At 36.0% G+C, this 13,611-nt stretch carries 12 protein-coding genes; 11 read left to right on the forward strand and 1 reads right to left on the reverse strand.

The genetic code is table 11. The features are described from left to right. The first annotated feature begins 100 nt into the window (after nt 1-100). The 6 genes from CSE16_RS21755 (at nt 101) to CSE16_RS07090 (ending at nt 7,228) form a co-directional block, all read left to right on the forward strand. Nucleotides 101-241, forward strand: a complete 141-nt coding sequence (locus CSE16_RS21755; protein WP_253896188.1) for a hypothetical protein — start codon at nt 101-103, stop codon at nt 239-241. 721 nt (nt 242-962) lie between these two features. Beyond that, nucleotides 963-2,867: an endonuclease MutS2 gene (locus tag CSE16_RS07070; protein ID WP_099423255.1), complete on the forward strand. Its 1,905-nt coding sequence runs from the start codon at nt 963-965 to the stop codon at nt 2,865-2,867. A gap of 445 nt (nt 2,868-3,312) precedes the next feature. Next, complete coding sequence (locus CSE16_RS07075) at nt 3,313-4,302, forward strand: DUF4822 domain-containing protein (protein ID WP_099423256.1); 990 nt, start codon at nt 3,313-3,315, stop codon at nt 4,300-4,302. A 57-nt stretch (nt 4,303-4,359) separates the two neighbouring features. Beyond that, nucleotides 4,360-5,811 carry a sensor histidine kinase gene (locus CSE16_RS07080; RefSeq protein ID WP_099423257.1) on the forward strand — a complete coding sequence of 484 codons (1,452 nt, stop codon included), beginning with the start codon at nt 4,360-4,362 and terminating at the stop codon, nt 5,809-5,811. Between the two features lie 15 nt (nt 5,812-5,826). Next, nucleotides 5,827-6,522, forward strand: coding sequence for a response regulator transcription factor (locus CSE16_RS07085; protein WP_099423258.1), 696 nt, complete (start codon nt 5,827-5,829; stop codon nt 6,520-6,522). Nucleotides 6,523-6,631: 109 nt separating this feature from the next. Beyond that, nucleotides 6,632-7,228 carry an ankyrin repeat domain-containing protein gene (locus CSE16_RS07090; RefSeq protein WP_099423259.1) on the forward strand — a complete coding sequence of 199 codons (597 nt, stop codon included), beginning with the start codon at nt 6,632-6,634 and terminating at the stop codon, nt 7,226-7,228. A 250-nt stretch (nt 7,229-7,478) separates the two neighbouring features. Here CSE16_RS07090 and CSE16_RS07095 read toward each other — a convergent pair whose 3' ends face one another. Beyond that, nucleotides 7,479-7,895 carry a hypothetical protein gene (locus tag CSE16_RS07095; protein WP_253896189.1) on the reverse strand — a complete coding sequence of 139 codons (417 nt, stop codon included), beginning with the start codon at nt 7,893-7,895 and terminating at the stop codon, nt 7,479-7,481. A 369-nt stretch (nt 7,896-8,264) separates the two neighbouring features. Between CSE16_RS07095 and CSE16_RS07100 the strand changes: the two genes are divergently transcribed. From CSE16_RS07100 to CSE16_RS07120, 5 genes are all read left to right on the forward strand, one after another. Next, entirely contained in the window at nt 8,265-9,122 is an 858-nt protein-coding gene (locus CSE16_RS07100) for a MurR/RpiR family transcriptional regulator (RefSeq protein WP_099423261.1), read from the forward strand. A 5-nt stretch (nt 9,123-9,127) separates the two neighbouring features. Beyond that, nucleotides 9,128-10,255, forward strand: a complete 1,128-nt coding sequence (locus CSE16_RS07105) for an amidohydrolase (protein WP_172954361.1) — start codon at nt 9,128-9,130, stop codon at nt 10,253-10,255. Beyond that, on the forward strand, nt 10,252-11,073 hold the full coding sequence (locus CSE16_RS07110) for a GNAT family N-acetyltransferase (RefSeq protein WP_099423263.1): 822 nt from the start codon (nt 10,252-10,254) through the stop codon (nt 11,071-11,073). The genes CSE16_RS07105 and CSE16_RS07110 overlap by 4 nt, the downstream gene beginning before the upstream one ends. Beyond that, nucleotides 11,060-12,166 (forward strand): o-succinylbenzoate synthase, encoded by a 1,107-nt coding sequence (menC, locus tag CSE16_RS07115; RefSeq protein ID WP_099423264.1) that lies wholly within the window; start codon nt 11,060-11,062, stop codon nt 12,164-12,166. Before CSE16_RS07110 ends, menC begins: the two co-directional genes overlap by 14 nt. 100 nt (nt 12,167-12,266) lie before the next feature. Beyond that, nucleotides 12,267-13,319, forward strand: coding sequence for a YkvI family membrane protein (locus tag CSE16_RS07120; protein ID WP_099423265.1), 1,053 nt, complete (start codon nt 12,267-12,269; stop codon nt 13,317-13,319). Nucleotides 13,320-13,611 lie beyond the last annotated feature (292 nt).

A 13,611-nucleotide genomic window follows, 5' to 3' on the forward strand; every position in this document is an offset into this window, starting at 1 on the left:
ACAATAAACAGAATTGTAAACCTTGTCAATTGATTCATTGATGAATACTAAAATAAATTTCTAAGTAAGCTTACATATATATGGATTTGGGGGACAGGAAATGAAAGATAAATTACGTATTGATGATTTTTTTGAATTCGGTAGTTTAGGTAATGTTTGGTATAAAAGAGGTTCTATTGATGGGGAAGGTCTTACTTTGAGGAAAGTGACAATTCTGAATTTGAAATATATCCTTTATTAGATGAATCGGTATTAGCAACATATCGTATAAAAGATGAAACCAGAAAACTTTACGTAGTTCCATTTGGAAATTAGTAAATGGCAAATGTTCTTTCACCAAGGAACTATAATAAAATCATAGAAACAGTCTTATTAAGCTAGCGTAGCAGTTTAGTGGAATAAGAAAGTATGTAATCCTTAAGGGACCAGTAAGTGCGGAGTGTGGTTATGATTAAAGCACCTAGACCATTTACATGCAAATAGTCTAGATGTCTTATTTATTGTTGTAGATCTATTGTTTTCACACCCTGTGCAGATTACTATATTCTTTACAATTCGCATTTCAAAAAGTATAATAAATCTGTAAAGTCGATTTCAATGAGAAATTAATTATATTATGTGAGGTGAAGTTTGTGAGTGCGGTAGTTTCTAAATAGGAAAATAATATAGGAAATAAAAGAGCCTTAGCATCTGGGGATTGTAGTGAATTTTACGCCCTTTATTTTGTTATGGACTTATTTCCACCTATGAAGATACCTACAATACTTTACAAACAAGCGCATTATATCATGATTAGAACAATCGTTAATGATAGTTCTATTTGTGTATTTCACTTTTGCATTGTAAACGTAAGCTGCGGTATATTCACCGCAGCTTTTTTATATTTTTCTCAACTCATTGAAATATTGCCATTAGGTTTCTTCATTGTTGAATGATAAATCACATTGAGGAGAATGAAAAAAATGAATGAAAATACTTTTGAAAAATTACAGTACACTGAATTAAAAGAAATCGTAAAATCTTATTGCGTTAGCGGACTAGGCAAACAACTATTTGATAAGTTAATGCCAAGTTCTAACTTAATCGTCGTCAAACATCGATTAACCGAAACATCTGAAGGACGTGCCATTTTAGATGCAGGAGGAAACGTGCCTTTCGTAGGTGTTTCCAATATTGAACATATTATTGCTAAATTAGATAAAGGCATCATTTTAGACCCATCAGAGCTGTTAAGCATTTCTGATTTTTTAAGAGGCTGCCGAAAAATAAAAAGTTTTATGACTGGGCAAGAATTTTTTGCTCCGACATTATCGTCATATGCAAATTCCATGACAGAATTCGTGGAGATAGAAGAGGAAATTAATTTTTCAATTAAAAATAATCAGGTTGACTCGGCTGCAAGTAATGATCTCAAACGTGTTCGTCACCATATCCAAACAGCTGAACAAAAAATAAAAGAAAGATTAAATAAATTTTTAACAAGCAGCGCAAATAAAAATTATATTCAGGAATTTATCATCAGTTTTAAAAATGATCACTATACAATCCCAATAAAATCTTCATACAAAAATCAAGTACAAGGAACCATTATTGAAATATCTTCTAAAGGTTCGACAGTCTTTATGGAACCTAGTGTGGTAGGGAAATTAAGTGGTGAATTAGCATTGTTAAAATCGGAAGAGGCCATGTTGGAATATCAAATACTAGCTACTTTGACGGGACTAGTGGTAGAAAACCTTCACGCAATAAATATTAATATGGAGCTTATATCACAGTATGATATGATTTTTGCTAAAGCTAAATATAGCAGACATGTGGATGGAATTGAGCCGAAAATAAATGATTATGGGAATGTAAAATTATTAAATTGCAAGCATCCATTATTATCAGGTCATGTTGTACCACTTCAGTTTCAGATTGGAAACGGTTATCGTAGCTTAATTATAACTGGGCCAAATGCTGGGGGAAAAACAATTGTGCTTAAGACAATAGGTCTTGTAACATTGGCAACGATGTCCGGGTTTCATATTTCAGCTTCGGAAGATACCGAAATTGCAGTTTTTGAGCGCATTTTTGTCGATATTGGTGACAATCAAAGCTTAGAAAATGCACTTAGCACTTTCTCTTCACATATGAAGAACTTATCTGAAATACTTCAAGCGGTAAACAACAATACTTTGCTACTATTTGATGAGATTGGCAGTGGGACAGAACCAAATGAAGGCGCGGCGTTAGCAATCTCGCTCTTAGAAGAGTTTTATAGTAAAGGATGTATTACCGTGGCTTCCACACATTATGGTGAAATAAAGCGTTTTTCTGAAATGCATAGTGATTTTATGAACGCGGCCATGCAATTTAACAACGAAACTTTAGAGCCATTATATAAACTTCTCATCGGACAGTCTGGAAACAGTAATGCGTTATGGATTTCTAGAAAAATGAACATACCTGAAAAAGTATTAAAAAGAGCAGAAGAATATATGGAAAATAAAGAATACCGCTTGGAACGATTAAATGAAAGCAAAATCCGAAAACCAAAAGCAGTTGTTGAAAAAGTAAATAATAGTATCGACTATCAAAAAGGAGACCGTGTCAAACTGCTTGACCACGATGACTTTGGTATAGTGTACAAGGAAAAAGACAAATATTATAATGTTTCCGTGTATTATCAAAATCAACTAATTGAGGTTAACGAAAAGCGGTTGAAGTTAGAGTTAAAAGCCGAAGAGTTATACCCGGAAGGCTATGATTTAGATTCATCATTCGTCGAGTATAAAACGAGAAAACTAAATCATGATATCGAACGTGGATCGAAAAAAGCACTGCGTAAAATTGATAAAGAAATACGAAATAATAAGTTAAATTAAATGTTATTGCTTAATTAAAGGAAAACTTTGTTATATTTACAATGGAATTATATTGACTGCTAAATTAAGTGGAATTTTATTGTTATTTTGAATATACAAATTTAAAACCCAGCAATCTTCTCAGGAGAAGGTTGCTGGGTTTCTTAATTATTTTAATGCGATGCGAATAGATACTGTCATTTTCTTGGAGCACGTACCTGAGAAAATTGGGGAAGACAGCAGCTATGTAGATAATTTACTATAAATATTATTGTTCGATCTTTTTTCTCAATGATACAATTTAAATTATCTACATTATTAAATATAATCTCCTATTGAAATTATGAGTGATTGGTGGAAAAAATAAATTAACTTCGAATTTATAATTTGTTTATATTTGTGATATAAGGAGTTTAGAACTTCCTTTCATAATGAAATATAAGAAAATGAAAGGGAGAGAATAAATATGAATAAAAAAATTAAATTTGCGTCATTGGTAGTGTTTAGCTCATTAACAATTTTGGCGGCATGTAGCGAAGAGGCAGCAACGGAGACGGAGATAACTAATTCTACCGAACAGGTTGAGCAAACAGAGCAAGCCGAACAAACAGCACAAGCTGAAACGGAAACCCAGCTAACAAAAGGTCAAGAAATGATGAATCTGCTTGGTAGTACAAATTGGCAAGGTACAAAAGTTTATGATAAAGATAACAATGATTTAACAAAGGAAAACGCAAATTTTATTGGCTTGGCTAAATATGATGCTGAAACAGGGCGTTATGAGTTTTTTGATGCAGCAACAAAGGAAACACGTGGCGATGAAGGAATATTCTTTATGACAAATGATGGAGAGAAGCGAGTTTTAATTTCTAATACGATGAAGTATCAAGCAGTTGTGGAGATGACGGAATTAAATGAAGACATTTTCACATACAGGCGCATGGGTAAAGATGCAGCTGGTAAAGATGTAGAAATTTTTGTTGAGCATATTCCATATGATGAAACAGAATTAGCCTTTACAAATCAAATGCAAAATTTAACGGCAACGACTGGCACGATTATTACGGACGTAGATGGAGATGAAATTTTAGGGGAAACATTATGGCAGGGGACAAAAGTGCTAGATGGGCAGGGGATTGATGTAACAGAGCAAAACTCTAACTTTATTAGTATCGCTAAATACGATCCAACGACAAATAAATATGAATTTTTCAACGTTGAAACAGGAGTGAGTCGAGGCGATTTTGGTTATTTTGATGTTATTAATAGTAACAAAATTCGAGCACATGTATCGTTAGGTGAAAATAAATATGGGGCTGCTCTAGAACTGACAGAATTAAATGATAGTAAGTTTACTTATAAGCGCATGGGCAAAGATAAAGCAGGTAATGAAGCGACTATTTTTGTTGAGCATGAGCCATATAATGGAGAATTAAGTCTGAATTTTAGCTTTTAATAGATTATTTTTGATAATGCAAGATTTCTCTTAAAGAAGTTGGGAAGGGAGGTTACTATGACAATAAAAAATCGATTTCTCATTTCATATATTGGTGGTATTTTTATTGCAAGTGTCTCCATTCTCATGATTTTATGTATTGCTTTTTATGTAACGACAGGAACTGTACCAACTCCGAAAACATTGTATCAATCCTTTACGAAGCAACGTTCTTTAACTCCAGAAGAGGAGTTTGCCTATGTAGAGTTAAGAAATATAGCGAAAAGTGCGCCAGACCAACTATTAGTAGAAGATGTGCAAAACAAATTAAAACAATTAGAGCATCAGTCACTCGGTCTAGTAATTCGTAAGGAGGAGAACATTTTATATTACTCGGAGGAGCTAGTTGAAAGGTCGCTTATTGTACATTTTCCTGTTTTTGATACAAATAATATTGAAACAAAGGGTACGGTAGATAACGCAGGTAGAATGTACCGTTACATCAAATTTGATTTTTATTACAGCGATCATACTAAAGGAAGTATCCTGGTATTAAAGAAGGAAAATAACTTATTAGAGTTTCTGACAAGATGGGGGCTACTTATTATTATTCTCATATTGTTAGTTTCGATTGCAGGTATGTTATTTCTAAATCATCAAATTCGCAAATCAATCATCCAGCCTATTGAAAACTTAGGGCAAACAATGTCAAGTATTCGAGATGGTGACATGACGATGCTGGTACCAACTTTGCCGGAAAATACTGCAAAAGAAGTGCAACAGCTGACGGCAAATTTTGAACGAATGCGAGAGGCATTACTGGGGTCAATTGTGGAGCAGCAAAATCTTGAAAATAACCGAAAGGAATTAGTGGCGAGTATTTCACATGATTTGAAAACACCCATTACATCTATTATTGGTTATGTGGAGGGCTTGCAAGAGGGTGTTGCTGAAACGCCAGAAAAGCAGGAAAAGTATTTAAAAACGATCCATTACAAATCACTTGCCTTAAATCATTTAATAGAAGAGCTTTTTCTCTATTCAAAGCTTGATGCAGAGGCAGTACCATTTCATTTTGAATGCACTTCATTACCAGATTTTCTAGCACATGTTATAGAGGAGTTTCAATTATCCAATCGACAAGTTCTTATTGACTTGCAAGTTTCTGGAGAAGTGCTTGTACAGATTGACCGAATGCATATGAATCGGGCGATTACAAATTTAATTGAAAATAGTATAAAGTTTCAAAAGGCAACGGAGCCATTAACTATTGTTGTGGAAGCAATTGCTTTGGATCAATTTGTACAACTGATTGTCAAAGATAACGGGCAAGGTATTTCAGAGGATAAATTGCCATATGTATTCGATCATTTTTACCGTGGCGAGGAAGCGAGAACATCCTCAACGGGTGGCAGTGGCTTAGGACTTGCAATTGTAAAGCAAATCGTTGAAAAACATAAAGGTCAAGTGAATATTCAAAGTACGTTAAATAAAGGTACAACTGTAACCATCTTGTTGGAAAAGGTTTAAAGGAAGTGTTGAGAAATGGCTACATCACGAATTTTAATTATTGAGGATGATATAAGCATTGCGGAATTACAGCGAGATTATTTAGAAATTCATTCAATTGAAGCGGATATTGTAACAGATGGTTTAGAAGGGATGAATCGTGCATTAAATGAAGCGTATGACTTAGTCATTATTGATTTAATGCTACCTTCGATGAATGGATTTGAAATTTGTCGTCGTATTCGCGAGGTGAAAAATATTCCGCTCATGTTTGTGTCAGCAAAAAAGGAAGATGTAGATAAAATTCGGGGACTTGGATTAGGTGCGGATGATTATATGACAAAACCATTTAGTCCTAGTGAATTGGTTGCACGTGTCCAAGCACATATGAAACGCTATAAACAGCTAACAGGCGTGGGACAGGGAGTAGAGTTTATCGAAATAAGAAATATTGTTGTAGATAAAGCTGCGCGTAAAGTTTTTGTACTCGGCAAAGAGATTACTTTTACAACAAAGGAGTTTGATTTACTCGTATTTTTTATGGAACATCCCAATCGTGTATGGACGAAGGAACAGCTTTTCCGCCAATTATGGTATATGGACGATTTGGATGGCGATGTATTTACTGTTGTTGTGCATGTCGGGCGCATTCGTGACAAATTAAAAAAGGGTAAATTATCAGACTTACCGATTGAAACCATTTGGGGTAGCGGTTATCGCTTTAATAATTGAATCGCTCCTTTTATAGGGGGGCTTTAATTTGAAATTTTTCACAGGGCTTATTAGTAGCTTTTACTTTTTATTCATAATAACAGGATGTAATGACGAGGAGGTAATGGAAATGGCAAATCAACCAGGTGAATTGCTTCAAGCTGTTGAAGCTAATAATCTTGAAAAAGTACAGGGCATATTAAAAGATAAATCTTATCCAATTAATGAAACAAATAAAAAAGACGAATCACCGTTGTTAATTGCTACGCATAAAAATTATGTTGAAATTGCAAAAGCTTTAATTGATGCAGGAGCGGATGTTAACCAACAGGATGCGATTCAAGATAGTCCTTATTTATATGCAGGTGCGCAAGGTAAAACAGAGATTTTAGCTTATATACTTGAAAATTCAACACCTGATCATCGAGTGTACAATCGTTATGGTGGCAATGCATTGATTCCAGCTGCTGAAAAAGGACATTTAGCTAATGTAAAGTTACTTTTAGCAGATGGTAAGATGGATATGGATCATCAAAATGATTTTGGTTATACAGCCTTAATTGAAGCAGTCGCATTAACAGATAGTTCAAAAGTATATCAGCAAATTGTTCAGGAGTTGTTAGCTTACAAAGCGAACAAAGAGCTTCGTGATAACAATGGAATGACGGCATTGGAATATGCTAAACAAAGAGGATACACAGAAATGATCGAGCAATTAGAGAGATAATAAATTATTGTATCTGTTGAAAAATATGGTCAGAAGTGGGTCTATCCTCTTTTGTTTAAAATACAGTTGCCCAACCCATTTTAGAAGTGAAATGTAAAATTTACTAAAAGAAATTAAATACCAGAAACAAGAGTAGTTGTATTAACCTTGTATCTGGTATTTTTATTGTCCAATCCTTAACAAACCACGTCATTGCAAACGATATTTAAACCATCACATTTGCAATCATAACATACCATTCAACAACTAATTAAAAGCATTGGAATGTAAGAATCGAGTCTCGATTAATCGTGCTAAATGTCCAGCCAAATCGTCCCCAGCGGAACCCTAAAATTACATTTCTAGATACAAATGTTGGGAAAAACCAAAAACTATTGCCGTTTCTTTGCCAAATGAATGTATTGCGGTAAATACATCTTCTAATCCCACTAGAACCAGAGTGTGAACCAGACCTAGACGTTGACATAGGCATTGCTGGCGTAAAGTTAGGTGGTGCTCCCATTGGCATTGGTGTATTACCTCCCATTGGTGGTTGATTCATGGAGGGAGGTGGGAAACCAGGTCCACCAAATCCCGGTGGTGGAGAACCAGGCCCACCAAATCCTGGTGGGAAGAATTGATTAAACGGTTGGCCATTCGGACTTTCATCAAACGGAAATCTATTCAAAATGCATACCTTCTTTCATTAGTAGTCCATTTAAGTTATGTAAAAAATTCAATGGCATAGTAGGAATTAGCCTGGTGTTACAAATAAATCCCCAATTGTAAACATCCATTCTTTTGTATGCAACTTTAATAAAAGCCTCCAAAACGATAATAATAATTTCAAAAGTACAAACGAGCGAATTTCCTTACTCGTTTGTACTTTTTTCTGTTTGAAAACGTTTTATCAAGAATTGGGGAAATGTCTAATAGTTACTGTATCGAGAAATTTCAGAAAATTAATTGCTATTCATAAATGATCATGCTAAATTATGTAATACCCGAATGAAGTACAAACTTCAAAAATATAAAAATAAAGGAGTGACTTCTTTAGTTGACGATTAAAGAGCGTATTGAACAACATTTTTTTCAGTTATCAAAGTCTCAACAAAAAGTGGCTACTGTTGTTTTAAATAATCCAGCATATATTAGTACACACGCAGCGGCTGAGATCGGTCAATTGGCTAATACAAGTGAGACTACAGTTATTCGATTTTGTTATGCAGTAGGTTTGACAGGGTTTGCACAACTACAAAAAGAAATTACAAGATTTTTAGTGGAGGATTATGCAAGTAGTACATTAGGAAATTACGTATCATCGAAAGAAGCATTATTTAAAGAACAGGCGCTTTGTGAAAAGGTCATGCGTCAATCGAGTGCTAAAGTTGTCAAAATTGCTGAGCAAATGGATGAAGAGCTTTTTAAAAATACGACTAAAGCGATGCATGATGCTAAAAAAATATATATCGCGGGTGTTGGCGCTTCCCAATTTGGTGCACAGTGGCTCCACTATACTTTGAATATGCTAAGGCCGGGTGTGGAATTGATTGTGATGGAAACAAGCGCCTTAATTCGTAAGCTACAGGAAATAGATGAAACCACACTTGTTCTAATTATTTCCTTGCATCGTTATTACAATGACACTTTGCAATTAGCACAAGAAGTATTAGCAAGAGGTGCGAAAGTGATAGGGATAACAGATTCGAATGTTGCTTCTTTACATGAAGTGATCGATACATGCTTTGTTCTTGAACAAAAGGAGTTATCAACAATTGATTTAATGCCTGCGCTTGTGACGTTTATGAATTCTTTAATTGTTGGCATGATGTCACATGACGTAGCTTATTATAATGAACAGCGGTTAAAATTTGATGATTTTCAAACTAGTTTTATCGCAAATCGATGGAGATGATAAATATGAAAGAGCAATTACAAGCCCGTCTACAAAATGAATTTAACTATTTGCATACACATCCAGAAATTAGCTGGCAGGAAGTAAACACAACAAAATACATTGCGGAGTTATTACGAAATGAAGGATTAAAACCAATTGAATTTTCGAATATGACAGGTTTATATGTTGATATTGGCCAAGGTGAACCGAAAGTGGGCTTCCGAACAGATATGGATGCATTGTGGCAAGAAATTGATGGACAGTTTCAAGCGAATCATTCGTGTGGACATGATGGACATATGACAATGGCGATTGGTGTTGTTTTGTTATTAAAAGAAATGAAACTACCAGGTGCTGTGCGTATTATTTTCCAACCAGCAGAGGAAAAAGCATCCGGAGCGAAGGCCATGCTTGAGCAAGGCGTAATTGATCCGCTCATTTACTTATTCGGTTCACATGTTCGCCCACTTGTAGAGTTAGCGGACGGACATCATGCTCCAGCACTTTATCATGGGGCAGCCAAGCTGATTACCGGTACAATTACGGGTATAGAAGCGCATGGTGCAAGACCAGAGCAAGGAATTAATGCAATCGAAGTAGCCGCGGCACTTGTAGATGCAATAAAGCGTATTTGGATTAGCCCAACGGAGTCAGCTTCCATAAAAATGACGCAAATACAGGGCGGTGGAACGTCGACAAATATTATTCCGGGCACAGCTACATTTAGTATAGATGCAAGAGCACAAACAAATGAAACGATGAAAAAATTAACGACTGGCTTTAATAATGCTGTCGATGCGGTTAGCCTTTTGTACGGGGCTACCATTAAGACGACGGTATCGGCATATATTGTGGCTGCACAAGTAGATAAGGACGCGCATGAAATCATGAGGCAAGCGATTATTAATACGGTTGGGGCAACGAATTGTGCACCTGCTATTGTGACGCCAGGTGGGGAGGACTTTCACTTTTATACGTTTACGAGGCCTAAGCTGAAAACGACGATGTTAGGTCTTGGTTGCGCGGTATCACCAGGATTGCATCATCCACAAATGACATTCAATCATGAACAGCTACCAGTAGGGGCACAAATAATTACAAAAGCGATACAACTAGCCTATCAGCAAATAGAAGGAAGCGAACAAGCATGAACATTAAGGAATTAACATCATTACAAGAGATGGAGCAAGTCCAACAACTAGAGGAGCGAGTATGGGGCATAAGTCCAATTCCGACTCACCAAACGTTAACGGCTGTAAAAAATGGTGGCATCGTCGTTGGCGCATTTGATGGTGAAAAATTAGTCGGCTTTAGCTATGGTTTTCCAGCATATAAAAATGGTGAAAGCTATCTTTGCTCACATATGTTGGGAATCGATGAAGCCTATCGTTCGAAGCGAATTGGTGAACAACTGAAGCATGCACAACGGCAAATTGCACGGGCAAAAGGCTACACTATAATGCATTGGACATTTGATCCACTTGAAACACGCAACGGTTATTTAAACTTATCTAAGCTAAATGGTATTTGTGACACCTATTTAGAAAATTGCTACGGTGAAATGCAAGATGGATTCAATAAAGGTCTCCCATCAGATCGCTTCGAGGTGCACTGGCATTTAGATTCAGAATATGTAGAACAGCAACAACAGCCGAACATTTTGAATTTACAACCAATTGGTCATTTTTATTTGGATCAAAATGAACGACCTACTTTACAGCTAGCAACTTTAGAAAATTTAACAAATGATTCGTATTCACTGCCTGTTCCGAAAGATTTCCAACAATTAAAGCAGACGAACGCGGATTGTGCATTGCACTGGCGCATGACGACACGAAAAGCATTTGGTGCACTCTTTTCACAGGGCTATGTAGCTGTTCGGATCGCAATTGCAGAACAATGGAATGAATACATTTTTGTAAAAAAAGAGACATTAGCACTCGGAGGGAATACATATGAAAATTACTGAAATAACAATTCGCCATTTACAAATGAAGCTAAAAGCGCCGTTCACAACAAGTTTTGGCACATTTACAAATAAAGATTTTTTAGTATTAGAGGCAAAGGACGAAAGCGGTACAATCGGCTGGGGTGAATCTGTTGCATTCCATTCTCCTTGGTACAACGAGGAAACGCTAAAAACGAATTGGCATATGTTAGAGGATTACTTAATACCTCTTATTTTAAAAAAGGAAATCAATCATCCAGATGAAGTAAGCGAAATTTTTGAACCAATTCGTAAAAATAACATGGCAAAATCGACAATCGAAGGTGCAATTTGGGACATCTATGCGCAGCAAACCAATCAATCACTTGCTGCTACGCTTGGAGGCAAAAAAGATAAAATCGAAGTCGGTATTAGTATCGGAATTCAAAAATCAATTGATGATTTAGTCGCACTTGTAGATGAGTATGTAAACGAAGGTTACAAACGTATTAAAGTTAAAATCAAGCCAGGCTGGGATATCGAGGTGATGCGTACATTACGTGAAAAATTCCCAGACGTTGCCATTATGGCCGACGCCAACTCAGCGTATCGTTTAGCTGATATGGAGCTTTTAAAGCAATTGGATGAATTCAATTTAACGATGGTGGAGCAACCACTTGCATCGGATGACATTATCGATCATGCAACGTTGCAAAAGCAAATGACGACGCCAATTTGCTTGGATGAAAGTATTCATTCTTTAGAGGATGCACGAAAAGCAATTGAAATCGGGGCTACAAAAATTATTAATATTAAAATTGGACGTGTAGGTGGCTTAACGGAGGCGAAAAAGATTCATGATTACTGTGAAGCACAAGGCATTCCTGTATGGTGTGGCGGAATGTTGGAATCAGGAATTGGACGTGCGCATAATGTAGCCTTAACCACGTTAGAAAACTTTATTTTACCTGGTGATACAGCGAGTTCAAACCGCTACTGGGAGAAAGATATAATCGAGCCAGAAGTTGTAGCAGAGAATGGTTATATTACAGTGCTACAACAAGCTGGTATTGGATACAAAGTGGATGTTGAAACAATAGAATCATATACGGTAGAGAAAAAAACGTATCAATAATGACATACAATCCTTAAGTATCGAATAAGGTGCTTAAGGATGTATTTTGACTATAATTATTTGAATATTTAAATAATAAAATAATTTAGTAGGTGAATCGATGAAGAAAAGTATACAAATAGGAGGAGCATTTGTCGGAATTATTGTTGGTGCCGGCTTTGCTTCTGGACAAGAAATTATGCAGTATTTCACAAGCTTTGGGCTTAAAGGGTTGATTGGTGCGATTATTGCTACGATTGCCTTTGCCTTATTAGGAATGACGCTGGCACAGTTAGGCTCGGATTTTCAAACAACGTCGCACAAAGGTGTAATCTATTACATAGGTGGACGGTACATCGGATTCGTTTTAGATATTTTAATTACGTTCTTCTTATTTGGGGTAGCCGTTGTAATGTTTGCTGGTGCGGGCTCTACATTCGAGCAAATGTTTGGAATTGATCCGAGGGTTGGTAGTGTCATTATGGTAGTAGCGACCATCATTACTTTGTTATTAAATGTAAAAAACATAATTAATGTAATAGCTTTACTTACGCCATACTTAATGGTAATCATTTTTGTTATATTAATCTACTCATTATTTACAATGGATCTTTCCGTTTTAGAGGCAAATGAAATGGCACAAACACAAAATTCGGCAGCGTCTAACTGGATTGTCAGTGCATTGCTTTATGTCTCGTATAACCTAGCAGCAGGTGCAGCGATGTTGATTGTAATGGGCGGAACAGTAAAAAATCGTAAAGTAGCTGGCATGGGCGGTGTTTTCGGAGGGGTTATGCTAGGAGCCTTGATCATTTTAATCAATTTGACTATGTTTGTGAAAATGGATGTTGTCGTAGGGGTGGATATGCCTACACTTGAATTAGCAAACAACATTCATCCGGTAGTAGGTGTTCTAATGGCAATCGCACTTCTTGGAATGATGTACAATACCGCAGTTGGAATGTTTTATTCTTTTACAGTGCGCTTTGTTGCAGCGAAAGATAAAAAATTTAAACCTACTGTTGTATTCGTAGGATTACTTGGATTTTTCGCGAGTTTAGTAGGTTTTACAACATTGGTTGGAAAAGTATATTCAACAATGGGCTATTTAGGATTTGTATTAATTATTACAATTATGATTGCTTGGTTTCGTAAAACTAAAAAAATTGCCTAATTTGAACGAAATAAATAATATGTAGAATAAATTGAACTAAAGAATCCATCTTTTAAAAACCCTTCCCAAAAAGGGGAGAGTTGATTTCCATTCTGGTCCGGAGCTTTCCGCGGGCACGGCTCCAACTAACTTGTTTCGAGATTCATCTCGAAACAAGTGGATTTTCCGCTCGTGCTGTTCCCGCAGGAGTAGCCTCCCTCATTCTAATAAACTCCTTCTGTTCAAGTTTATACCAATATAATCCCTAATTATTTTCTTCCTAATAATAAAAGATGAGTCGTACAGATTTGTA

The organism is Solibacillus sp. R5-41, from assembly GCF_002736105.1.
Taxonomy (GTDB): domain Bacteria; phylum Bacillota; class Bacilli; order Bacillales_A; family Planococcaceae; genus Solibacillus.